The organism is Streptomyces sp. CA-142005, assembly GCF_050942335.1.
In the GTDB taxonomy this organism is placed as follows: Bacteria; Actinomycetota; Actinomycetes; order Streptomycetales; family Streptomycetaceae; genus Streptomyces.
In genome coordinates this window covers 6,614,793-6,637,393 of the sequence record NZ_CP192078.1, presented here as the reverse complement: position 1 = coordinate 6,637,393, position 22,601 = coordinate 6,614,793, and the positions used below count along the sequence as shown (strand labels likewise).

General features: G+C 70.1%; 24 protein-coding genes and 1 pseudogene. 3 read left to right on the top strand and 22 right to left on the bottom strand.

Annotation, left to right across the window (positions count from 1 at the left end; genetic code table 11):
* The first annotated feature begins 9 nt into the window (after nt 1-9).
* Nucleotides 10-582 (top strand): cob(I)yrinic acid a,c-diamide adenosyltransferase, encoded by a 573-nt coding sequence (locus ACQPXS_RS31070; protein ID WP_351799975.1) that lies wholly within the window; start codon nt 10-12, stop codon nt 580-582.
* 1 nt (nt 583) lies between these two features.
* On the opposite strand, the gene ACQPXS_RS31065 is transcribed toward ACQPXS_RS31070, so the two are convergent.
* Genes ACQPXS_RS31065 through ACQPXS_RS31050 form a run of 4 tightly spaced genes read right to left on the bottom strand, consistent with a single transcriptional unit; the run spans nt 584 to nt 3,426 of the window.
* Nucleotides 584-802, bottom strand: coding sequence for a hypothetical protein (locus tag ACQPXS_RS31065; RefSeq protein ID WP_433452568.1), 219 nt, complete (start codon nt 800-802; stop codon nt 584-586).
* Nucleotides 802-1,206: a hypothetical protein gene (locus ACQPXS_RS31060; RefSeq protein WP_433452567.1), complete on the bottom strand. Its 405-nt coding sequence runs from the start codon at nt 1,204-1,206 to the stop codon at nt 802-804. Before ACQPXS_RS31060 ends, ACQPXS_RS31065 begins: the two co-directional genes overlap by 1 nt.
* A gap of 55 nt (nt 1,207-1,261) precedes the next feature.
* Nucleotides 1,262-2,725 (bottom strand): ATP-binding protein, encoded by a 1,464-nt coding sequence (locus tag ACQPXS_RS31055; RefSeq protein ID WP_433452565.1) that lies wholly within the window; start codon nt 2,723-2,725, stop codon nt 1,262-1,264.
* The gene (locus tag ACQPXS_RS31050; protein ID WP_433452563.1) at nt 2,722-3,426 is read right to left on the bottom strand and encodes a response regulator transcription factor; all 705 of its coding nucleotides are present in this window, start codon (nt 3,424-3,426) and stop codon (nt 2,722-2,724) included. The genes ACQPXS_RS31055 and ACQPXS_RS31050 overlap by 4 nt, the downstream gene beginning before the upstream one ends.
* Before the next feature lie 143 nt (nt 3,427-3,569).
* Between ACQPXS_RS31050 and ACQPXS_RS31045 the strand changes: the two are divergent.
* Nucleotides 3,570-4,025: pseudogene (locus tag ACQPXS_RS31045) on the top strand (LuxR C-terminal-related transcriptional regulator); the annotation flags it as partial.
* Nucleotides 4,026-4,190: 165 nt separating this feature from the next.
* Nucleotides 4,191-6,011 (top strand): glycosyl hydrolase family 18 protein, encoded by a 1,821-nt coding sequence (locus ACQPXS_RS31040; RefSeq protein ID WP_433456031.1) that lies wholly within the window; start codon nt 4,191-4,193, stop codon nt 6,009-6,011.
* 67 nt (nt 6,012-6,078) lie between these two features.
* On the opposite strand, the gene ACQPXS_RS31035 is transcribed toward ACQPXS_RS31040, so the two are convergent.
* The 18 genes from ACQPXS_RS31035 to ACQPXS_RS30950 form a co-directional block, all read right to left on the bottom strand.
* Nucleotides 6,079-6,525, bottom strand: coding sequence for a DUF2550 domain-containing protein (locus ACQPXS_RS31035; protein ID WP_330337788.1), 447 nt, complete (start codon nt 6,523-6,525; stop codon nt 6,079-6,081).
* Between the two features lie 152 nt (nt 6,526-6,677).
* On the bottom strand, nt 6,678-7,052 hold the full coding sequence (locus tag ACQPXS_RS31030; RefSeq protein WP_046421578.1) for a F0F1 ATP synthase subunit epsilon: 375 nt from the start codon (nt 7,050-7,052) through the stop codon (nt 6,678-6,680).
* A 112-nt stretch (nt 7,053-7,164) separates the two neighbouring features.
* Nucleotides 7,165-8,601 (bottom strand): F0F1 ATP synthase subunit beta, encoded by a 1,437-nt coding sequence (gene atpD, locus ACQPXS_RS31025; protein ID WP_433452560.1) that lies wholly within the window; start codon nt 8,599-8,601, stop codon nt 7,165-7,167.
* Nucleotides 8,602-9,519, bottom strand: a complete 918-nt coding sequence (locus ACQPXS_RS31020) for a F0F1 ATP synthase subunit gamma (RefSeq protein WP_351799945.1) — start codon at nt 9,517-9,519, stop codon at nt 8,602-8,604.
* A gap of 21 nt (nt 9,520-9,540) precedes the next feature.
* On the bottom strand, nt 9,541-11,133 hold the full coding sequence (atpA, locus tag ACQPXS_RS31015) for a F0F1 ATP synthase subunit alpha (RefSeq protein ID WP_351799942.1): 1,593 nt from the start codon (nt 11,131-11,133) through the stop codon (nt 9,541-9,543).
* A 132-nt stretch (nt 11,134-11,265) separates the two neighbouring features.
* Nucleotides 11,266-12,081 (bottom strand): F0F1 ATP synthase subunit delta, encoded by an 816-nt coding sequence (locus ACQPXS_RS31010; RefSeq protein ID WP_433452557.1) that lies wholly within the window; start codon nt 12,079-12,081, stop codon nt 11,266-11,268.
* On the bottom strand, nt 12,078-12,629 hold the full coding sequence (locus ACQPXS_RS31005) for a F0F1 ATP synthase subunit B (protein WP_351799936.1): 552 nt from the start codon (nt 12,627-12,629) through the stop codon (nt 12,078-12,080). The genes ACQPXS_RS31010 and ACQPXS_RS31005 overlap by 4 nt, the downstream gene beginning before the upstream one ends.
* Before the next feature lie 39 nt (nt 12,630-12,668).
* Nucleotides 12,669-12,914, bottom strand: a complete 246-nt coding sequence (gene atpE / locus ACQPXS_RS31000; RefSeq protein WP_351799933.1) for an ATP synthase F0 subunit C — start codon at nt 12,912-12,914, stop codon at nt 12,669-12,671.
* A 74-nt stretch (nt 12,915-12,988) separates the two neighbouring features.
* The gene (gene atpB / locus ACQPXS_RS30995; protein ID WP_351800225.1) at nt 12,989-13,759 is read right to left on the bottom strand and encodes a F0F1 ATP synthase subunit A; all 771 of its coding nucleotides are present in this window, start codon (nt 13,757-13,759) and stop codon (nt 12,989-12,991) included.
* Between the two features lie 273 nt (nt 13,760-14,032).
* Nucleotides 14,033-14,470 carry a hypothetical protein gene (locus ACQPXS_RS30990; RefSeq protein ID WP_351799930.1) on the bottom strand — a complete coding sequence of 146 codons (438 nt, stop codon included), beginning with the start codon at nt 14,468-14,470 and terminating at the stop codon, nt 14,033-14,035.
* Between the two features lie 302 nt (nt 14,471-14,772).
* On the bottom strand, nt 14,773-16,083 hold the full coding sequence (locus ACQPXS_RS30985) for an MraY family glycosyltransferase (protein WP_433452555.1): 1,311 nt from the start codon (nt 16,081-16,083) through the stop codon (nt 14,773-14,775).
* A 151-nt stretch (nt 16,084-16,234) separates the two neighbouring features.
* A complete protein-coding gene (gene glyA, locus ACQPXS_RS30980; RefSeq protein ID WP_433452553.1) occupies nt 16,235-17,473 on the bottom strand; it encodes a serine hydroxymethyltransferase in 1,239 nt (412 codons plus the stop codon).
* A 90-nt stretch (nt 17,474-17,563) separates the two neighbouring features.
* Nucleotides 17,564-18,241 carry a protein-tyrosine-phosphatase gene (locus tag ACQPXS_RS30975; RefSeq protein ID WP_433452552.1) on the bottom strand — a complete coding sequence of 226 codons (678 nt, stop codon included), beginning with the start codon at nt 18,239-18,241 and terminating at the stop codon, nt 17,564-17,566.
* Nucleotides 18,238-18,885, bottom strand: coding sequence for an L-threonylcarbamoyladenylate synthase (locus ACQPXS_RS30970; RefSeq protein WP_351799918.1), 648 nt, complete (start codon nt 18,883-18,885; stop codon nt 18,238-18,240). Before ACQPXS_RS30970 ends, ACQPXS_RS30975 begins: the two co-directional genes overlap by 4 nt.
* A gap of 61 nt (nt 18,886-18,946) precedes the next feature.
* The gene (gene prmC, locus ACQPXS_RS30965) at nt 18,947-19,792 is read right to left on the bottom strand and encodes a peptide chain release factor N(5)-glutamine methyltransferase (protein ID WP_351799915.1); all 846 of its coding nucleotides are present in this window, start codon (nt 19,790-19,792) and stop codon (nt 18,947-18,949) included.
* 43 nt (nt 19,793-19,835) lie between these two features.
* Complete coding sequence (gene prfA, locus ACQPXS_RS30960; RefSeq protein WP_433452550.1) at nt 19,836-20,903, bottom strand: peptide chain release factor 1; 1,068 nt, start codon at nt 20,901-20,903, stop codon at nt 19,836-19,838.
* A 105-nt stretch (nt 20,904-21,008) separates the two neighbouring features.
* Nucleotides 21,009-21,230: a 50S ribosomal protein L31 gene (gene rpmE, locus ACQPXS_RS30955; RefSeq protein ID WP_030740744.1), complete on the bottom strand. Its 222-nt coding sequence runs from the start codon at nt 21,228-21,230 to the stop codon at nt 21,009-21,011.
* A 227-nt stretch (nt 21,231-21,457) separates the two neighbouring features.
* Nucleotides 21,458-22,591, bottom strand: coding sequence for an LCP family protein (locus ACQPXS_RS30950; RefSeq protein ID WP_433452549.1), 1,134 nt, complete (start codon nt 22,589-22,591; stop codon nt 21,458-21,460).
* Between the last annotated feature and the right edge of the window lie 10 nt (nt 22,592-22,601).

Here is a 22,601-nt window from a genome sequence, read left to right as displayed (position 1 = left end):
GCTGGCCCCATGGTCAATCTGACGCGCATCTACACCAGGACCGGCGACAAGGGCACCACCGCGCTCGGTGACATGAGCCGGGTCGCCAAGACCGACCTCCGGATCTCGGCCTACGCCGACGCCAACGAGGCCAACGCGGTCATCGGCACCGCGATCGCGCTGGGCGGCCTGGACGCAGAGGTCGTCAAGGTGCTCACGCGCGTCCAGAACGACCTGTTCGACGTAGGGGCGGACCTGTCGACGCCGGTGGTGGAGAACCCGGAGTTCCCGCCGCTGCGGGTGGAGCAGTTCTACATCGACCGGCTGGAGGCCGACTGCGACCGGTTCAACGCCGAGCTGGAGAAGCTGCGCTCCTTCATCCTGCCCGGCGGCACGCCCGGCGCGGCCCTGCTGCACCAGGCGTGCACCGTCGTACGCCGCGCCGAGCGCTCCACCTGGGCGGCCCTGGAGGTGCACGGCGAGGCCATGAACCCGCTCACCGCGACCTACCTCAACCGCCTGTCCGACCTGCTGTTCATCCTGGCCCGCACCGCGAACAAGGACACCGGTGACGTGCTCTGGGTCCCCGGCGGGGAGCGCTAGCTCAGTTGCCGTCGCGGGCGGCGTCGCGGTCGGCGGCGGCCGCCGCGGACTCCGCCGCGTTCACCTTCTTCTCCATCTCCGCGTAGCCCGAGGGTGTGCCGGAGGCGGACGGTGTCTTCGGGGACGCCCCGTCGTGGTGCGCGCAGCCCGCGGTGAGCGCCACCAGCAGCGCCACCGCCGGCAGGGCCACCGCCGGTGGCGTCGCCCGCCGTACCCGCATCAGCTCGCCGCCTTCCCGTCGTTGTTGTCCCGGCACCAGGTCCGGACGTCGTTCAGGTCCTTCTGGCGCTGCTGAAGGTTGGTCACCAGCGACTTGCGGAAGTCCAGCCGGTCCTGGAGGAAGGTGGCGATCTGGGTGTGGCCGGCCTTCTTCGCGTTGTCCACGCGCAGCTGCAGCCGGGCCACCGAGCCACGGGTGCCGGCCCCCGCGTCCAGCCGCTTCAGGGCCCGCTGGATCCGGCGGTCGATCTTGGGCACCCGCTTGCACAGGGCGTGGGCCCCGTCTCCGGTGGGCCCCGGTGCGGGGCTGCCGCTGTCGGCCGAGGCCACTTGGGCGGTGCCCGCCAGGACGGCCGCCACGGCGCACCCGGCGAGCAGGGTGCGCGTACGTCGACGTGCATTCATCGGTGTCTCCGTTCCCTTCCCGGACGAGCGGGTCGTCCGTCCGACGCGACGCAGGCTAGGAAGGGTCTTTGGGGAAACTCTGTGACCGGTTTGCCCCGGCTGTACCGATCAGCCAGTCCCGGCGGCCGGGCAGGATCGCGCCGCCCGACGGCAGCCGCACCTCGAAGCGCGCGCCGGTCCCGTCCGGCCCGTCCGTGACGGTGACGCTCCCCCGGTGCAGGGCCGCCTGCTGGGCGACGAGGGTGAGGCCGAGCCCGGAGCCGGCGCTGTCCGGGCCCCGCCGGAACCGTTCGAAGATCCGGGCGCGGGCGTCGGGCGGCACCCCGGGGCCGTGGTCGTCGACCGTGACGAGGACCTGGCCGGCGGTGCCGGTCACGCCGACCCGCACCCGGGCCCGGCCCTGTGCGTCGCGGCCGTGGGCGAGGGCGTTGCCGAGCAGGTTGTCCAGCAGCAGGCGCAGGCCGGGCTCCCAGCCGTGCACGGTGACCCCGGGTGCCGCGTCGAGGGCGATGTCGGCGTCCGGGGCGCGCCGCCGGGCCTCGGCGACGGCGGCGTCGGCGAGGTCGGGCAGGTCGACGGGCCGGAACGCGTCCGCCTCCACCAGGTCCGCGCGGCCCAGGTCCCGCAGCATCACCAGCAGACCGAGCAGGCGGGCGTGTTCGCGGTGCAGGTCGGCGAGGACCTCGGCGCGCTCCGCCGCCGGCAGGTCGGGGTGGCCGGTGAGGATGTCGAGGTTGGTGCCCATGCTCATCAGCGGGGTGCGCAGTTCGTGTGCGGCCGCGGAGGAGAAGGAGCGGGCGGTGTCCAGGGCCTGGCCGGTGCGGGCGGCCTGTTCGTCGTAGCGGGCGAGGACGGTCCTGAGGGTCGCGGCCAGTTCGTCGACCTCGCGCACCCCGGTGCGTTCCTCGGGCAGCCGGGTCGTGCTGGTGCGCGGGTCGAGGCCGGCGGCCCGGCGGGTGAGGCGGGCGAGGGGCGCGCTCGCTCCGGCGGCCAGGCCCCAGGCGAGCAGCCCGGACAGGGGTGCGGCGAGCACCGCGGTGAGGAGCACCCGGTTGCGGACGAGCCGGACCTGGGTGCGGTCGGCGGTGTCGGGCGAGAAGAGCCACAGCGTGCCGGAGGCCGTCGCGGTCCGTACCGGCCGGGCCAGGGCCCGCCAGGCGCGCCCGCCGTCGCGCAGGGTGGCGAAGCCGGAGGTGCGGTCGGGCAGGGTCACGGCGGGGCCGGGCTGGGGGCCGCCGCTGAAGTCCGTGTCCGCTCCGACGAGCCGTACGCCGACGTCGAGGGCCGCGCTGTACAGCTGCCGCTCCCGGGTGTCGGCGGCCTTGGGGCGGCCGTTCGCCGAGGCCCGCAGCAGCGCCCGGGCCTCCGGGGCCAGGGCCACCGCGCGTTGCCGGAGGTGCTGGTCCTCGGTCCGCTGCAGGTCCCGTGCGACCAGGTGCAGCAGCAGCCAGCCGGCGGCGAGCACGAGCAGCGGGACGGTGCAGCCGACGGCGAGGGCGATACGGGTGGAGAGCCTCACGGTGTGTCCCGCGGTTCCCTGAGCACGAAGCCGACGCCCCGCACCGTGTGGATCAGCCGGCCGGCGCCGTCCGCCTCCAGTTTGCGCCGCAGATAGCTGACGAAGGTGTCGACGGTGTCGGTGCGCACGTCGAAGTCGTAGCCCCACACCCGCTCCAGGAGCTGGTCGCGGGTGAGGACCAGTCCGGCGTTGCGGGCGAGCACCTCCAGCAGCTCGAACTCGCGCCGGGTGAGGTCCAGGGGCCTGCCGTCGCGCTCGGCGGTGCGGGCGGCCGGGTCGATCGCCAGGCCCGCGACCCGCAGCGGCGCCGGGCCGGCCGGCGGGCGGCGGCGCAGCAGGGCGCGCAGCCGCAGCACCAGTTCCTGCAGGGCGAACGGCTTGACCAGGTAGTCGTCGCCGCCGGCCTGGAGCCCGGCGATCCGGTCGGCGGTCTCGTCCAGTGCGGAGAGCATCAGCACGGGCAGGTCCCGGCCCTCGTCGCGCAGCCGGGTGCACACCTCGATGCCGCTCATGCCGGGCATCGACACGTCGAGCACCAGGACATCGGGCGGCGCGTCCCGGACCGCCGTGAGCGCCTCGGGACCGTCGGCGGCGGTCCGCACCGCGAAGCCGCTCAGCCTGAGTCCGCGCTCCAGCGAGCGCCGGATCGCCGCGTCGTCGTCGACGACCAGCACCGCGCCGGAGCCCACCGTGTCCGTCATGCGCCCCCTCCTCGTCGCCGGTCAGCGTACGACCCCTCGCCGGGCGCGCGGCAGGGTGGGCGGGGCTGCTTCGGCCGGGTCAGGGGCGGCGCTGGACCCCGTGCCGAGGGCGCTGCCCGGCCGGCTCCCGCTTCGGGGTCCTGATGGACGTGCAGATGCCGTGCCTGGACGGGGTGTCGGCGACCCGGCGGATCGTCGCGGAGGGGCTCGCGGACGTCCTCGTGCTGACCACCTTCGATCTCGACGAGTACGTGTTCGGGGCGCTGCGGGCGGGGGCGGCCGGGTTTCTGCTGAAGAACACCGAGGCCCGGGATCCGCTGGAGGCGGTGCGCACGGTGGCGCGCGGGGAGGGGATCGTCGCGCCGGCCGTGACCCGGCGGCTGATCGCCGAGTTCGCGGCCGGTCCGGCGCGGGAGAGGACGGACGGCCCGGCCGGGCTGGAGGACCTGACCCGGCGCGAGCGGGAGGTGCTGTCCTGTGTCGGCCAGGGCCTGTCGAACGCCGAGATCGCCGAGCGGCTGCGGATGGCGGAAGGCACGGTGAAGACGCACGTCAGCCGGCTGCTGGCCAAGCTGGGGCTGCGCAGCCGGGTGCAAGCGGCCTTGCTGGCGCAGGAGTTGGATGTCCAGCGGCACTGCGGAGCAAATTGGTCCAGACCTATTGACCCGTGGTCCAGACCTTCCTACTCTCGCAGCACCGTGGGCGTGAAGGCTCAGTCATGCCCCTGGCACCTCCGCCATTCCCCACTAACGAGGAGGCGCAGCATGCGCTTCAGACACAGAGCCGCGGCAGGGTTCGCGACCCTGTTGCTCCCCCTGGCCGGCCTCGTCGGTCTCGCGAGCCCCGCCCAGGCCGCGACCACCGCCACGGCGACGTACGCCAAGACCCAGGACTGGGGCACCGGCTTCGAGGGCAAGTGGACGGTGAAGAACACCGGCACCACGGCCATCAGTTCCTGGACGATCGAGTGGGACTTCCCCTCCGGTACGTCCGTCACCTCGGCCTGGGACGCGGACGTCACCAGCTCCGGCACCCACTGGACCGCCAAGAACAAGTCCTACAACGGCACCATCGCCCCCGGCGCCTCCGTCTCCTTCGGCTTCAACGGCGCGGGCTCCGGATCCCCGTCCAACTGCAAGCTGAACGGCGACAGTTGCGACGGTACGACCGTCCCCGGCGACGCCGCGCCCAGCGCCCCCGGCACACCCACCGCCTCGAACATCACCGACACCTCGGTGAAGCTCGGCTGGAGCGCCGCCACCGACGACAAGGGCGTCAAGAACTACGACGTGCTGCGCGACGGCAAGGTCGTCGGCACCGTGACCACCACGTCGTACACGGACAGCGGTCTGACCGCCGGCACCGACTACTCCTACACCGTGCAGGCCCGCGACACCGCCGACCAGACCGGCCCGGTCAGCGGCGCGGTCAAGGTGCACACCACCGGCGGCGGCACCACTCCCCCGCCCAGCGGCGACAAGGTCAAGCTCGGCTACTTCACCGAGTGGGGCATCTACGGCCGCAACTACAACGTCAAGAACCTGGTGACGTCCGGCTCGGCCGCGAAGATCACGCACATCAACTACGCCTTCGGCAACGTCACCAACGGCCAGTGCGCGATCGGCGACTCCTACGCCGACTACGACAAGGCGTTCACCGCCGACCAGTCGGTCAGCGGCGTCGCCGACACCTGGGACCAGCCGCTGCGCGGCAACTTCAACCAGCTGCGCGAGCTGAAGGCCAAGTACCCGAACATCAAGGTGCTGTGGTCCTTCGGCGGCTGGACCTGGTCCGGCGGCTTCGCCCAGGCCGCGGCCAACCCGACCGCGTTCGCGCAGTCCTGCTACAACCTGGTCGAGGACCCGCGCTGGGCCGACGTCTTCGACGGCATCGACATCGACTGGGAGTACCCCAACGCCTGCGGCCTGTCCTGCGACATCAGCGGGGCCGCGGCCTTCAAGAACGTGATGGCCGCGCTGCGCGCCAAGTTCGGCTCGAACAACCTGGTCACCGCCGCGGTCACCGCCGACGGCTCCTCCGGCGGCAAGATCGAGGCCGCGGACTACGCGGGCGCCGCGAGCTCCGTCGACTGGTACAACGTGATGTCGTACGACTTCTTCGGTGCCTGGGACGCGCAGGGCCCGACCGCCCCGCACTCCCCGCTCACCTCGTACTCGGGCATCCCGAAGGCGGGCTTCACCACCGCCGACGCGATCGCCAAGTACAAGTCCATCGGCGTCCCCGCCTCCAAGCTGCTCATCGGCATCGGCTTCTACGGCCGCGGCTGGACCGGCGTCACCCAGGACGCCCCGGGCGGCACGGCCACGGGACCGGCGGCCGGCACCTACGAGCAGGGCATCGAGGACTACAAGGTCCTGAAGTCGTCCTGTCCGGTCACCGGCACCGTCGCGGGCACCGCGTACGCGCACTGCGGCAGCAACTGGTGGTCGTACGACACCCCGTCCACCATCGCCGGGAAGATGAGCTGGGCCAAGTCCCAGGGCCTGGGCGGCGCGTTCTTCTGGGAGTTCAGCGGCGACACCGGCAACGGTGAGCTGGTGAACGCCATCAGCAGCAACCTGTGATTCGACCAGTCCCGGTCAGAGCCACATTCACTCCCCCTCGGCTTCGTCTGGGGGAGAGTGAATGTGGCTACGCCACATTCACTCTCTGTCCGGGCGGGGCTGCCTCCAGCCACGCGAGGAATCCGGTCAGCGCGTCTTCGCTCATGGCGAGTTCGAGGCGCGTGCCCCGATGGGTACAGGCGAGGACCACCGCGTCGGAGAGCAGCGCCAGTTCCTCCTCGCCCTCGGGCAGCCGGCGGCCGGCCACCTCGATCTGCGCGCGCTCCAGGGTGCGTCGGGGGCGGAAGGCGTAGGAGAAGACGCGGTACCACTCGATGCGGTCGCCGTTGTAGCGGGCGACGCCGTAGGACCAGCCCTTGCCGCCCGCGTCCGGTTTCTCGGCCACGTCCCAGCGCAGGGAGCAGTCGAAGGTGCCGCCGGAGCGCTGGATGAGCCGGCGGCGCAGCCCGAACAGGAACAGTCCCACCACCACGAGCGCGACCACGATCCCGCACACAGTCAGAGCGAGGACCATCGGCACCGACCTCCTCGTCTCCTAGGTAGGGGAACTGCTTCTGTCACTGGGTAATGAAACCGGAAAAACACCCACATCTGCCTCAGCCGCGACCGGCACCGGATTGCTCCGGGCCGGCCGCGGCTGAGTGACGTCATACCGGCGCGCTTGACTCAGCGCGCCGCCGCCGCACGCAGGCGGACGTCTGCGCGGCGCTCGGCGGCGGCGTCGCCCTCCGCCTTCGCGCGCTCCAGCTCCCGCTCCGTGCGCTGGACATCGATCTCGTCCGACAGCTCGGCGATCTCGGCCAGCAGGGACAGCTTGTTGTCCGCGAACGAGACGAAACCGCCGTGCACCGCGGCGACGACCGTTCCACCATCACTCGTACGGATGGTCACCGGGCCCGACTCCAGCACACCGAGCAGCGGCTGGTGACCGGGCATGACGCCGATGTCGCCGGACGTGGTGCGCGCGACGACCAGGGTGGCCTCGCCGGACCAGACCTGGCGGTCGGCGGCGACCAGCTCGACGTGCAGCTCAGCAGCCAAGGGTGGCTCCTCGGGTCACCACCCGGCAGGGGTGCCGGGTGTTGGGGTCAATTCTAGTGGGCGTGGATGAGGGGGCGGGACGCACCCGCCCCCTCGGACGAACTCAGGGAGTTCAGGAGACGCCCAGCTCCTTGGCGTTGGCCTTGAGGTCCTCCAGGCCACCGCACATGAAGAACGCCTGCTCCGGGAAGTGGTCGTACTCGCCGTCGCAGATCGCGTTGAACGCGGCGATCGTCTCGTCCAGCGGCACGTCCGAACCGTCCACGCCGGTGAACTGCTTGGCGACGTGGGTGTTCTGGGACAGGAAGCGCTCCACGCGACGGGCACGGTGGACGACGAGCTTGTCCTCCTCGCCGAGCTCGTCGATACCGAGGATCGCGATGATGTCCTGCAGGTCCTTGTACTTCTGCAGGATGTTCTTCACGCGCATGGCCGCGTTGTAGTGGTCCTGCGCGATGTAGCGCGGGTCCAGGATCCGGGACGTCGAGTCCAGCGGGTCCACGGCCGGGTAGATGCCCTTCTCGGAGATCGGACGGGACAGAACCGTCGTCGCGTCGAGGTGGGCGAAGGTGGTCGCCGGGGCCGGGTCGGTCAGGTCGTCGGCGGGGACGTAGATCGCCTGCATCGAGGTGATCGAGTGACCGCGGGTCGAGGTGATGCGCTCCTGCAGGATGCCCATCTCGTCGGCCAGGTTCGGCTGGTAACCCACCGCGGACGGCATACGGCCGAGCAGCGTGGAGACCTCGGAACCGGCCTGCGTGAAGCGGAAGATGTTGTCGATGAAGAACAGCACGTCCTGCTTCTGGACGTCACGGAAGTACTCGGCCATGGTCAGGCCGGCCAGCGCGACGCGCAGACGGGTGCCCGGGGGCTCGTCCATCTGACCGAAGACCAGCGCGGTCTTGTCGATGACGCCCGAGTCGGTCATCTCCTCGATGAGGTCGTTGCCCTCACGGGTGCGCTCACCGACACCGGCGAACACGGAGACACCCTCGTGGTTGTTGGCGACACGGTAGATCATCTCCTGGATGAGCACCGTCTTGCCGACGCCGGCGCCGCCGAACAGACCGATCTTGCCGCCCTTGACGTACGGGGTGAGCAGGTCGATGACCTTGACGCCCGTCTCGAACATCTCGGTCTTGGACTCGAGCTCGTCGAAGTTCGGGGCCTTGCGGTGGATCGGCCAGCGCTCGCCGTCGTAGGTCTCGTCGACGTTCAGCACCTCACCGAGGGTGTTGAACACCTTGCCCTTGGTGAAGTCGCCGACCGGCACCGAGATCGGCGCGCCGGTGTCGACGACCGGGGCCTGGCGGACCAGACCGTCGGTCGGCTGCATGGAGATCGCGCGGACCAGGCCGTCACCCAGGTGCTGGGCGACCTCGAGGGTCAGCGTCTTCTTCTCGCCGGCGTTGGCCGGGTCGGACACCTCGACGTGCAGGGCCTGGTAGATGTCCGGCATCGCGTCGACGGGGAACTCCACGTCGACGACCGGGCCGATGACCCGGGCGACGCGGCCCGTAGCCGTCGCGGTCTCAACAGTGGTGGTCATTTATCGGTCACTCCCCGCGGTCGCGTCGGCCAGGGCGCTGGCGCCACCGACGATCTCGCTGATTTCCTGGGTGATTTCGGCCTGGCGGGCCGCGTTGGCAAGCCGGGTGAGGTTCTCGATGAGCTCACCGGCGTTGTCGGTGGCCGACTTCATCGCGCGCCGCGTGGCGGCGTGCTTCGAAGCGGCCGACTGGAGCAGCGCGTTGTAGATACGGCTCTCCACGTAGCGCGGCAGCAGGGCGTCGAGGACGTCCTCCGCCGAGGGCTCGAAGTCGTACAGCGGGAGGATCTCCCCCTTGGGGTGAGCCTCCTCGGCGACCTCTTCGAGACGCAGCGGCAGCAGCCGGGCGTCCAGCGCCGACTGCGTCATCATCGAGACGAACTCGGTGTAGACGATGTGGAGCTCGTCCACACCGCCGTCCGCCGTCTCCTTCTCGATGGCCTCGATCAGGGGCGCCGCGACCTTCTTGGCGTCCGCGTACGTCGGCTCGTCCGTGAAGCCCGTCCACGACTCCGTGATCTTGCGCTCACGGAAGTTGTAGTGGGCGACACCGCGCCGGCCGACGATGTACGTGTCGACCTGCTTGCCCTCGCGCTCCAGGCGCTCGGTCAGCTGCTCCGCCGTCTTGATGGCGTTGGAGTTGAAGGCGCCGGCCAGACCGCGGTCGCTCGTGAGGAGCAGGACCGCGGCACGGGTCGGGTTCTCCGCCTCCGTGGTGAGCGGGTGCTTGGTGTTCGAGCCGGTGCCGACCGCCGTGACCGCGCGCGTCAGCTCGGTCGCGTACGGCGTGGAGGCCGCCACCTTGCGCTGCGCCTTGACGACGCGCGAGGCGGCGATCATCTCCATCGCCTTGGTGATCTTCTTGGTCGCGCTGACGGATCGGATGCGACGCTTGTAGACCCGGAGCTGGGCTCCCATGAGTCAGGTCCCTTCCTTACGTCACTTGGCGGCAGCGGCAGGGGTGTCCTCGCCGAGCAGCTTGCCGTCCGAGGTCTCGAACTGCTTCTTGAACTCGGCCACCGCGTCGTCGATCGCCTGGATCGTGTCGTCCGACATCTTGGCGCCCTCCTTGATGGAGGTCATCAGGCCCTGGTGCTTCCGGTGCAGGAAGTCGATCAGTTCCTTCTCGAAGCGGCGGATGTCGGCGACCGGGACGTCGTCCATACGGCCGTTGGTGCCGGCCCAGACGGAGACGACCTGGTCCTCGGTGGCCATCGGCTGGTACTGGTCCTGCTTCAGCAGCTCGACCATGCGCGAACCGCGCTCCAGCTGGGCCTTCGAGGCCGCGTCCAGGTCGGAACCGAAGGCGGCGAACGCCTCCAGCTCACGGAACTGGGCGAGGTCGACACGGAGGCGGCCGGAGACCTGGCGCATCGCCTTGTGCTGCGCGGAACCACCGACTCGGGAGACGGAGATACCGACGTTCAGCGCGGGACGCTGACCGGCGTTGAACAGGTCCGACTCCAGGAAGCACTGGCCGTCGGTGATGGAGATGACGTTGGTCGGGATGAACGCCGAGACGTCGTTGGCCTTGGTCTCGACGATCGGCAGACCGGTCATCGAACCGGCACCCATGTCGTCGGAGAGCTTGGCGCAGCGCTCCAGCAGCCGGGAGTGCAGGTAGAAGACGTCACCCGGGTAGGCCTCACGGCCCGGCGGGCGGCGCAGCAGCAGGGACACGGCGCGGTAGGCGTCGGCCTGCTTCGAGAGGTCGTCGAAGATGATCAGGACGTGCTTGCCCTGGTACATCCAGTGCTGGCCGATGGCCGAACCGGTGTACGGCGCCAGGTACTTGAAGCCGGCCGGGTCGGACGCCGGGGCGGCGACGATGGTCGTGTACTCCAGGGCGCCGTTCTCCTCCAGCGCGCGGCGCACGCCGGCGATGGTGGAGCCCTTCTGGCCGATGGCGACGTAGATGCAGCGGACCTGCTTCTTCGGGTCGCCCGAGCGCCAGTTGTCGCGCTGGTTGATGATCGTGTCGACGGCCAGGGCGGTCTTGCCGGTCTGGCGGTCACCGATGATCAGCTGACGCTGACCACGGCCGATCGGGGTCATCGCGTCGACGGCCTTGTAGCCCGTCTCCATCGGCTCGTGCACCGACTTGCGCTGCATGACCGTGGGGGCCTGCAGCTCAAGGGCACGGCGGCTGTCGGTCTCGATCTCGCCGAGGCCGTCGATCGGGTTGCCGAGCGGGTCGACGACACGGCCGAGGTAGCCCTCACCGACCGCCACGGAGAGAACCTCGCCGGTACGGGTGACCGGCTGCCCCTCCTCGATGCCGCTGAACTCACCGAGGACGATGGCACCGATCTCGCGCTCCTCGAGGTTGAGGGCGAGGCCGAGGGTGCCGTCCTCGAACTTCAGCAGTTCGTTGGCCATGGCCGAGGGAAGACCCTCGATCTTCGCGATGCCGTCGCCGGCAAGGGTGACCGTACCGACCTCCTCGCGCGAGGCCGCGTCCGGCTTGTACGACTGGACAAAGTTCTCCAGCGCGTCCCGGATCTCCTCCGGCCGGATCGTGAGCTCCGCCATCTGGGTTCCCTGCTCTCCTTGTTGGGCCCGAAGTTTCACTTGGGGGGTCTGGGGGCGACCCCCAGGAATCCTCTGCACGGCCCAACCAGGGCCGTAAGTACGTACTGCTTTTCTCGAGATATCGAGTTGCTGCTAGCTCGCCATGCGGCGGGCGGCGTCATCCAGCCGGTCCACGAGGGAGCCGTTGATGACCTCGTCACCGACCTGCACCCGGATGCCGCCGATGACCTCGGGGTCCACGTCCAGGTTGAGGTGCATCCGGCGGCCGTAGAGCTTGGCGAGGGCGGCGCCGAGGCGCTGCTTCTGGCCGTCGCTCAGCGGCACCGCCGAGGTGACGACGGCGACCATGCGGTCCCGGCGCTCGGCGGCCAGCTTGGACAGGGACTCCAGTCCCGCTTCCAGGCTACGTCCACGCGGCGCAGTCACAAGGCGCACCACCAGACGCTCGGTGACCGGCTTGGCCCGGCCGCCGAGCAGCCGGTGCAGCAGCTCGGTCTTGGCCGCCGTGCCGGCGGCGCGGTCGGTCAGCGCGGCGCGCAGCTCGGTGCTGGAGGAGACGATCCGGGCGAACCGGAACAGCTCGTCCTCGACGTCGTCGAGGGTGCCCGTCTTCTCCGCCGCCGTGAGGTCGGCGATGCTCGCCAGCTCCTCCAGCGCGTCCACCAGGTCGCGGGGCTGCGACCAGCGGGTGCGCGCCATCCCGGCCACCTGGTCGGCGGCGGACCCGCTGACCTGGCCGCCGATCAGACGCTGGACCAGCTCCGCCTTGGCCTCTGCGGGCTGCGCCGGGTCGGTGAGGACCCGGCGCAGGCCGGCCTCGCGGTCGAGCAGCGCGGTGACGGCCGCCAGCTCGTCGGCGAGCGCGGCGGCGTCGACGGACGTGGAGTCCGTCAGCGCGTCGAGACGCTCGCGTGCGGCTGCCAGGGCCTCGCGGCTCGCTCCGTTCATCGCGTGGCCTCGGCCTTCTCCTCGAGCTCGTCGAGGAAGCGGTCGATCACACGGCTCTGGCGGGCGTGGTCCTCGAGGGACTCGCCGACGAGCTTGCCGGCCAGTTCGGTGGCGAGCTTGCCGACGTCCTGACGCAGCGTCTGCGCGGCGGCCTTGCGGTCGGCCTCGATCTGGGCGTGACCGGCGGCGACGATCTCCTCGCGCTGCCGCTGGCCCTCGGCCCGCATCTCGGCGATGAGCGCGGCACCCTGCTCCTGCGCCTCCTGGCGCAGGCGCGCGGCCTCGTGCCGGGCCTCGGCGAGCTGAGCCTTGTACTGCTCAAGGACGCTCTGGGCCTCGACCTTCATGGCGTCGGCCTCTTCGATGCCGCCTTCGATCGCCGCGCGACGCTCCTCCAGAACCTTGTTGATGTTCGGAAGCAGCTTCTTCCAGAAGAAGAAGAACACGATGGCGAAGGCGATGGTGCCGACGAGCAGCTCGGGCGCCTCGGGAACGAGCGGGTTCCCGCCCTTCTCCGGAGCCGCCAGCTGTACCAGGTTGGCGATCACATCAGTGCCTTTCGTCGATTCGTGTCGGGTAAGGAGTGATTACTTACCGAACACGAACGGCATAACGATGCCGATGAGGGCGAGCGCCTCACAGAAGGCGAAGCCCAGGATCTGGTTGGCACGGATCAGACCGGCGGCCTCGGGCTGGCGGGCGAGGGCCTGGGTGCCGTTACCGAAGATGATGCCGATGCCGATGCCGGGGCCGATGGCGGCGAGGCCGTAACCGATGGAGCCGACGGAACCGTGAACACCAGCGGTGGCGGCAAGGGTCTGGAGAGCGGACATGCCGGTTCTTCCTTCTCTTTCTCGGACCGGTGGGGGTTGGCCACCGGACGTCTGGGGGTGGGGTGGGGCGGGTCTCAGTGGTGCTCGGCCAGAGCACCCTGAACGTACGAGCAGGCCAGGAGGACGAAGACGTACGCCTGGATGGCCTGGACGAAGAGCTCGAACAAGATCATGATCACGGTCATGACGAAGGACACGCCCGCCGCCGGGATCATGTAGCTGTTCAGCAGGTACCAGCTGGCGACGGTGAACATCACCAGCAGGAGGTGACCGGCGAACATGTTGGCGAAGAGCCGGACCGCGTGGGTGAAGGGCCGGACGAGGACGTTCGAGAAGAACTCGATCAGCATGACCAGCGGCAGCACCGCGCCGAGCGACTTGTCGTAACCGGTGAGGTTCTTGAAACCGCCGGCGAAGCCGTGCTTCTTGAAGGTCAGGATCAGCCACGTCAAGTAGACGATCACGGCGAGCACGGCCGGGTACGCGATGATCGACGACACCGGGAACTGGGCGAGCGGGATCACGGACCAGACGTTCATGATCCAGATGAAGAAGAAGAGCGAGACCATCAGCGGGACGTACTTCTCGCCCTCGCGCTTGCCGAGCGTCTCGTACACGATGCCGCGGCGCACGAAGTCGTAGCCGGCCTCGCCGACCATCTGCAGCTTGCCCGGGACGAGCCTGGCCTTGCCGAACGCGGCCCAGAAGAAGCCGACGACGAGCGCGGTGGTGACGAGCGCGAGCAGCATCACCTTGTTGAACTCGAAGCCCCCGACCGTGACGAGCGGCTTGAACAGGAAGGACTCGAGGCCCGGGGCCGGGAAACCGCACCCGTTGTCGGACAGGATCCGGCAACTCCAGTCAAAGGCGAGCTGGGTCTGGTCAGCACTCACCGCGGGCTCCTTCGGCGTGACGCATGGGTACGGCAACCTCGTTGTGTCGGCGCGGCGCGCGGCCGCGGATCGGCACCGGACTGGTGTTACGGATGTGGGGGCGGCTGGGGGGCATCGAGCCTCGCGATCGAGCAGGCGTCAGCTCAGATGCCCGCGCCCGCGATGCCGCAGTTGGCACCGGACGATAGCAGGAGATCCCACAGGCCTTTATCCCGCCCCTACCCCTCACGGCTTCGGACCTGTCTTCTCGTGCTTCTCGCTCTTCTCGGAGTCCGGCTCGACGTAGAAGATCTTGGCCTTCATGTGTGCGCGCGCCTGCGCGACCATCCACACGACGGTCGCGACGATCAAAGACGCGGCGAACGCCTTGCCATTGAAGAGAGAGGTGCCCTTGAAGACGGCGACGAAAATCAGGAGGAGCAGCAGCTGGGCCATGTAGAGCATGAGGCCCATCGCCTGGAAGAGCTGCGGGAGCGTTTTTGCCGTCCACTGCAGCACGTAGAGGCCGATTCCCATGAACAGGATGGCCAGCACCGTGCCGACGGCCGCGCCGAGCGCGCCCTTGCCCCCCGCGACCGCCGCGCTCACGGCGATGGCGATCGCGCCTGCAGCCGCTGTGGGCACAGCGATCTGCAGAAGGTTCCGGGCGTCTTTGGACGGCATGGCGGCAACTCCGCTTTCACAGGGGGCAGGGTGTCGTCATGGACGAGCGTAGTCCCGGGCTGAGTGATCGAGACCTCACACCATTGGACCGTCGCACTACGGTCCTTCGGTTCTGTCCGGGGTTCTCGTGAACCGTATCACAAACTATTTGATGAGGTCTTTACCTGCTGGGTGTGCTTGCTGTCACACATGAGACTGACAGTGCGCGTCTGTGCAGAAACCGAGCGCATTCGTCTGGTATTGGGGGAGTTTGCTCCCCCATGAGCGGGCAATGCTCTAGTCAGATTCTTACCTTGGGCGTCTTACCGACGATCGAGGAAACGCGAACGGGGGCCGATCGCGGTCGCCCCGTTGACACCCGAGACCCCGGCGGGCACGGGAGTCCGCTCCTCGGCCTCCAGTGCGTCCTCGGCCTCCACGGCCACGGCGGCCTCGGCCGTACGGCGGCGCAGCCGGTAGCGGGGCGGCACGAACCGCTGTGCCCACATCGGCACCCGGGGCGTGAAGCGCGGGAGCAGCAGCAGGACCAGGCCGACCGAGCTGAGGAAGACCACGCTCAGCACGATCCACATCGAGGCCGAGTTGACCGAGTACGCCAGCGTGCCGAAGGCGATCAGGGCCGACCAGAAGTACATGATCAGTACGGCCCGGCTGTGCGAGTGGCCGATCTCCAGCAGCCGGTGGTGCAGATGCCCGCGGTCCGCGGCGAACGGCGACTGGCCGCGCCAGGTGCGCCGGACGATCGCGAGCACCAGGTCCGCCGCCGGCACCGCGATGATCGTCAGCGGCAGCAGCAGCGGGATGTAGACCGGCACCGTCTGGTGGACCGCCGCCTTCTCCGAACCCGCGTACAGGTTCAGCGCGTCCGGATCGAGCTGGCCGGTGATGGAGATCGCGCCGGCCGCCAGCACCAGGCCGATCAGCATCGAGCCGGAGTCGCCCATGAAGATCCGCGCGGGATGCATGTTGTGCGGCAGGAAGCCCAGGCACATGCCCATCAGGATCGCCGCGAACAGCGTGGCGGGGGCGGCGGCCTCGATGCCGTACGACACCCAGACGCGGTAGGCGTACAGGAAGAACGCCGCCGCCGCGATGCAGACCATGCCGGCCGCGAGGCCGTCCAGGCCGTCCACGAAGTTCACCGCGTTGATCGTGATGACGACGAGCGCCACGGTCAGCAGCGTGCCCTGCCACTGGGTCAGCGCCACGTTGCCGACGCCGGGGATGGGCAGCCACAGGATGGTGAGACCCTGGACGACCATCACGCCCGCGGCGATCATCTGGCCGCCCAGCTTGATCAGCGCGTCGATCTCGAACTTGTCGTCCAGGACGCCGATCAGCCAGATCAGGGCCGCCCCGGAGAGCAGGGCCCGCGGCTCGTTCGACTTCGCGAAGACCTCGTTGAGGTTGGTCAGATGGTCCGCGACCAGCAGGCCCGCGCACAGGCCGAAGAACATGGCGATACCGCCGAGCCGCGGAGTGGGTTCCCGGTGCACGTCACGCGCCCGGATCTCCGGCATCGCCCCGGCCACGATCGCGAACTTCCGTACCGGCCCTGTCAGCAGATACGTCACCGCGGCCGTGATGCAGAGCGTCAGCAGGTATTCACGCACAGGCTTCCCCACGGGTCTCGCTGGCCATCACAGCCCCACACCCTAGCGATGGACGTATATGGATGGGGACTTCCGGGTAGCCACGATGGTTGCACGCCCGGCTGTGGACCACGGCGCACATCGGGGTGTACGTGGCTTCGTCTACCCCCGTTCAGACGGGATAGGGCGGAAACGCACCTGTGAGAACCCGCACCTCCTCCCGTGCCGCGGCCGGCTCGGTCTCGCCGCGCAGCACGGCCGCCATGAGCGCCGCGATCCGCACCATCTCCGGCTCCCCCATGCCCTGCGTGGTCACCGCGGCCGTGCCCAGCCGCAGGCCCCGGCCGTCGCCGTGCGGCAGCGCACAGCAGTCCAGCACGATCCCGGCGGCGGCGAGCCGGCCGCGCGCGGTGCGGCCGTCCACCCCGAGCGGGGCCGGGTCGGCGGTGATCAGATGGGTGTCCGTGCCGCCGGTGGTGACGGTGAGGCCCTCGGCGGCCAGGTGACCGGCGAGAACGCGCGCGTTGGCGACCACCTGATGGGCGTACACGGCGAAGGCCGGTGTTGCCGCCTCGCCGAACGCGACGGCCTTCGCGGCGATCGTGTGCATCTGCGCGCCGCCCTGGGTGAACGGGAACACCGCCCGGTCGACCCGCTCGGCCAGCTCGCTCCCGCACAGGATCATCCCGCCGCGCGGACCCCGCAGCACCTTGTGGGTGGTCGCGCACACGATGTCGGCGTACGGCACCGGGTTCGGCGCGGCGCCGCCGGCGACCAGCCCGATCGGGTGCGCGGCGTCGGCGATCAGATAGGCCCCGACCTCGTCGGCGATCTCGCGGAAGACGGCGTAGTCGACGTGCCGGGGGTAGGCGATCGAGCCGCACACGATCGCCTTGGGGCGGTGGCCCCGGGCCAGGTGACGCACCTGGTCGTGGTCGATGAGCCCGGTCTCCGCGTCCACCCCGTACCCGACGAAGTCGAACCAGCGGCCGGAGAAGTTCGCGGGCGAGCCGTGGGTGAGATGGCCGCCGTAGTGCAGTCCGAGGGCGAGGACGGTGTCGCCGGGGCGCAGCAGGGCGGCGTAGGCGGCCAGCACGGCCGAGGAGCCGGAGTGGGACTGGACGTTGGCGTGTTCGGCGCCGAACAGTTCCTTGGCCCGGTCGATGGCGGCGCGTTCGGCGAGGTCGACGATCTCGCAGCCGCCGTGGTGCCGGGCGCCGGGATAGCCCTCGGCGTACTTGTTGGCGAGCGCCGAGCCGAGGGCGGCGAGCACGGCCGGCGAGCAGAAGTTCTCGGCGGCGATCAGCTGGAGGGTCGCGGACTGCCGCGCCAGTTCCGCGAGCAGGATCTCGGCCATCGCCGGGTCCTGCCGCCGCAGGACATCGGTCTCGAGGGTAGGGGTGACCGACATGGCGGGCTCCCGGGCGGTCGACGGTGACGTACGACCAATGTAGGCCGGGGATGTGCGGTATGCCCGGTATTGCGGCTCTTTACGAGGCGCTCAGGTTCGCGCCGGTACCCCGGTCAGCGCCGTCACCACCGGATCCAGTGCCTGGTGTATCTCGTCCCCGATCGACCGGAAGAACGTCAGGGGCGCCCCGTACGGGTCGTGGACCTCGTCCGCCTCGACCGTGGGCGCCAGGAGCCACCCGCGTAGAGCGGCCGCGGCACGCACCAGGGCGCGGGCGCGCATGACCACGCCGTCGTCCAGGGGCGGCAGGGTGGCCGGATCTATCGCCCGGACCAGCCGGGTGAACTCCTTCAGGGTGAAGGTGCGCAGCCCCGCCGAATGGCCCATGGAGATGACCTGGGCGCGGTGGTCGCGGGTGGCGGTGAGCACGAGGTCGGCCCTGATGACGTGCTCGTCCAGCAGCTCCCGGCCGAAGAAGCCGGAGGCGTCCGCGCCGAACTCGGCCAGCACGGCCTCCGCGTTGGCCTCCATCGGAGCGCCCTCGTGGCCCCAGGTGCCCGCGCTCTCCACGATCAGCCCGCCGCCGAGCACGCCGAGCCGCTCCGCCACGAAATGGCGGGTCAGCCGCTCGGTGATGGGCGAGCGGCACACGTTGCCGGTGCTGACATGGAGGATGCGGAAGGTGTCGCGCGGAAAGCCGAACGTCGTCGTCTGCTCCGCGACACGCTCTCCGATGCCTATGCCACGCCCCGCTTCAGGGGCCGTCAATTCGCCACCTCGAGGTCGGGTACGACCTTGCGCAGCTCCTCCGGGGAGAGCGCGCCCTCGCGCAGCAGCAGCGGCACCGGGCCGCTGACGTCCACGATGGACGACGGCACGTTGCCCGGGGTGGGGCCGCCGTCGAGGTAGACGGAGACGGAGTCGCCGAGCATCTCCTGCGCGGCGTCGCAGTCCTCCGGCGCCGGGTGGCCGGTGAGGTTGGCGGAGGACACGGCCATGGGGCCGACCTCGGTGAGCAGCTCGATGGCGACGGGGTGCAGGGGCATGCGGACGGCCACCGTGCCCCGGGTGTCGCCGAGGTCCCACTGCAGGGACGGCTGGTGCTTGGCGATGAGCGTCAGGGCGCCCGGCCAGAAGGCGTCGACCAGCTCCCAGGCCGGCTCGGAGAAGTCCGTGACGAGGCCGTGCAGCGTGTTCGGGGAGCCGATGAGGACGGGGGTGGGCATGTTGCGGCCCCGGCCCTTGGCGGCGAGCAGGTCGGCGACCGCCTCCGAGGAGAACGCGTCGGCGCCGATGCCGTACACCGTGTCGGTCGGGAGGACCACCAGCTCGCCCCGGCGGACCGCGGACGCGGCTTCACGCAGACCCGTCACGCGGTCGGTGGCGTCGTTGGTGTCGTATCGCCGTGCCATGTCTAGCGGGCCTCCTCGTACACGTACTGCGGGACTTCGGAAAACACTGTCGTCGGGGTGCTCACGGCAGCGCCTTGCGAGCGGTGGCGAACCGGGGGCGCTTGTTGAGGTCGGGGTGGTCGGCCGCGTCCGCCCAGCCCCGCTCCTCGGTGAAGATCCACGGCACCTGGCCGCCCTGGGTGTCGGCGTGCTCGATCACGACGACCCCGCCGGGGCGCAGCAGGCGGTGCGCGGTGCGTTCGATGCCCCGGATCAGGTCGAGGCCGTCCTCGCCGGAGAACAGGGCCATCTCGGGGTCGTAGTCGCGGGCCTCGGGGGCCACGTACTCCCACTCGGTGAGCGGGATGTACGGCGGGTTGGAGATCACCAGGTCGACCTGCCCGTCGAGGTCGGGGAAGGCCGTCAGGGCGTCGCCCTGGCGCAGGTCGACCCTGGAGCCCGCGACGTTCTTCCGCGTCCACACCAGGGCGTCCTCGGACAGCTCCACGGCGTGCACGCGCGAGCGCGGGACCTCCTGGGCGAGGGCGAGCGCGATGGCGCCGGAGCCGGTGCACAGGTCGACGATGCACGGCTCGACGACGTCCATGGCGCGTACGGCGTCTATGGCCCAGCCGACGACGGACTCCGTCTCGGGCCGGGGCACGAAGACGCCCGGCCCGACCTGGAGCTCCAGATAGCGGAAGTAGGCCCGCCCGGTGATGTGCTGCAGCGGCTCGCGCTGTTCGCGCCGGGCGATGACCTCCCAGTACCGGGCGTCGAAGTCCGAGTCCTTCACGGAGTGCAGTGCGCCGCGCTTCACGCCGTGCACGAACGCGGCCAGCTCCTCCGCGTCGGTGCGCGGCGAGGGCACGCCGGCGTCGGCCAGCCGCTGGGTGGCCTGGGCCACCTCGGCGAGCAGCAGGTTCACGCGAGTCCTCCGTGTCGTGCTCGTACTGGTGCTCGTACGCGTCTTACGCGGCTGCCAGCTTCGCCGCCGAGTCGGCGTCGACGCAGGCCTGGATGACCGCGTCGAGGTCGCCGTCCAGGACCTGGTCCAGGTTGTACGCCTTGAAGCCGACGCGGTGGTCGGAGATGCGGTTCTCCGGGAAGTTGTAGGTGCGGATCTTCTCGGAGCGGTCGACCGTGCGGACCTGGCTACGGCGGGCGTCGGCGGCCTCCCGCTCGGCCTCCTCCTGCGCCATGGCGAGCAGCCTGGAGCGCAGGATACGCAGCGCCTGCTCCTTGTTCTGCAGCTGGCTCTTCTCGTTCTGGCAGGAGGCGACGACACCGGTCGGCAGGTGCGTGATGCGCACCGCGGAGTCGGTGGTGTTGACCGACTGTCCGCCCGGGCCGGAGGACCGGTAGACGTCGATGCGGAGGTCGTTGGGGTTGATCTCCACGTCCACCTCCTCGGCCTCCGGGGTGACGAGGACGCCGGCGGCGGAGGTGTGGATACGGCCCTGCGACTCGGTCGCCGGCACGCGCTGCACGCGGTGCACACCGCCCTCGTACTTCAGCCGGGCCCACACGCCCTGGCCGGGTTCGAGCTGTCCGCGGGCCTTCACCGCGACCTGGACGTCCTTGTAGCCGCCCAGCTCGGACTCGGTGGCGTCGATGATCTCGGTCTTCCAGCCGACGCGCTCGGCGTAGCGCAGGTACATGCGCAGCAGGTCGCCGGCGAAGAGGGCCGACTCGTCGCCGCCCGCGCCCGCCTTGATCTCCAGGATGACGTCCTTGTCGTCACTCGGGTCCCGCGGGATCAGCAGGAAGCGCAGCTTCTCGGTGAGCTCCTCGCGCTGCTTCTCCAGGTCCTTGACCTCGGCGGCGAAGTCGGGGTCGTCGGCCGCGAGCTCACGCGCGGTCTCCATGTCGTCGCCGGCCTGCTTCCAGGAGCGGTACGTGGCGACGATCGGGGTCAGCTCGGCGTAGCGCTTGTTCAGCTTGCGCGCGTTCGCCTGGTCGGCGTGGACCGACGGGTCGGCGAGCTTCTTCTCCAGATCGGCGTGCTCGGCGACGAGTTCGTCGACGGCCTCGAACATCTTGGGCTCCTGTACTGCGGTGAAGGGAAGGGCGGGCGACCAAAAACGCCGGTCCCGGGCACACCCCCGCGAGGGCGTGACCGTGGACCGGCGGAATGGGGCTCGCTACTTCTTGGAGCCGGCGGCCTTGCCGAAGCGGGCCTCGAAGCGGGCCACACGGCCACCGGTGTCGAGGATCTTCTGCTTGCCCGTGTAGAACGGGTGGCACTCGGAGCAGACCTCGGCCCGGATGGTGCCGGACTCGATGGTGCTGCGGGTGGTGAACGACGCGCCACAGGTGCAGCTGACCTGCGTCTCGACGTACGCGGGGTGGATGTCGCGCTTCAAGGTGTCTCCTAGGTTTCGGGAGGGCGCCGGGTCGCCGCCGCGGGGTGCGGGAGCGTGAACCGGAGCCGACGTACCAGTCTGCCAGGACTGGGGCCATCCCCCAAAACCGGGGGTGGCTGTCGTCTATTCCCTGCGGGTAAGCGGGTGGTCGCCTACGGGGGTGCGGGGCGTTCGCCGTTCGTGGGTGCGGGTGCGCGGTGGGTACTCGCGTGGTTCCCCGCGCGCCCTCAAGGGGCGCTCACCACGCCCTTTGCCTCACCGGTGGCCGTACCCGCCGACGCCGACTTCGGAATGGGCCGGTCGTTCCTCAGCGCGTCCCACACCAGCTGGGCCTTCCGCTTGTCCATGAGCACGCGGTTGGGGTTCGACGGGTCGTAGTGGACCGGCATGGTGATCATGGTCATGGGCCGGGATCCGACGCCCTTGAGGCCGTCCGCGAAGTCGATCAGGGAGTTGACCGAGCCGAGGTCGGAGTCGGTGGTGACCGTCTTGGTGGCGGTGTCGGCGAGGTCGTAGAGCTTCTTCGGGTTGCTGAAGACGCCGACGTGCTTGACCCGGGTGAGCAGGGCCTTGACGAAGGCCTGCTGGAGCTGGATGCGGCCCAGGTCGGAGCCGTCGCCCACGCCGTGCCGGGTGCGGACCAGGCCGAGGGCCTGCCGGCCGTCGAGGGTGTGGGTGCCGGCCGGAAGGTTCAGGTGGCTCTGCGGGTCGTCGATGCTCTTCGTCGTGGTGACCGAAACGCCGCCGAGGTCGTCGACGAGCTTGCGGAAGCCGGCGAAGTCGACCTCCAGGTAGTGGTCCATGCGGATGCCGGTGAGGGACTCGACGGTCTTGACCGCGCAGGCCGCGCCGCCGGTGGAGTAGGCCTCGTTGAACATCACGCCGTTCGCGGCCGGGTGCCTGGTGCCCTTGGTGTCGGTGCAGGCCGGGCGGTCGATCAGGGTGTCCCGGGGGACGGAGACCACGGCGGCCTTCTTGTGGCCCTCGAAGACGTGGACGATCATCGCCGTGTCGGAGCGGGCGCTGCCGTCGTCGGTGCCGCCGCCGAGTTTCCTGTTGGAGCCGGAGCGGGTGTCCGAGCCGAGGACCAGGATGTTCTCGGAGCCGTTGTCGATCTTCGAGGGCCGGTCGTTGCCGAGCACCTGGTTGATGTCGAGGCTCTTGATGTTGCCGTTGAGCTTGAAGTACACGTACCCCGCGCCCGTCCCGGCCAGCACGACCACACCGGCGGCCGTCCACGCCACGACGCGCAGGGCCTTGCGGCTCTTGCCGCGGGCCTTGCGGCGGCGGCGCTTGCCACTGCGGGGGCCGGGCTCACCCGGCGTGGGTATGACGGGCTCCGGCGTGCTCTCGGCGGACACATCGCTCCTA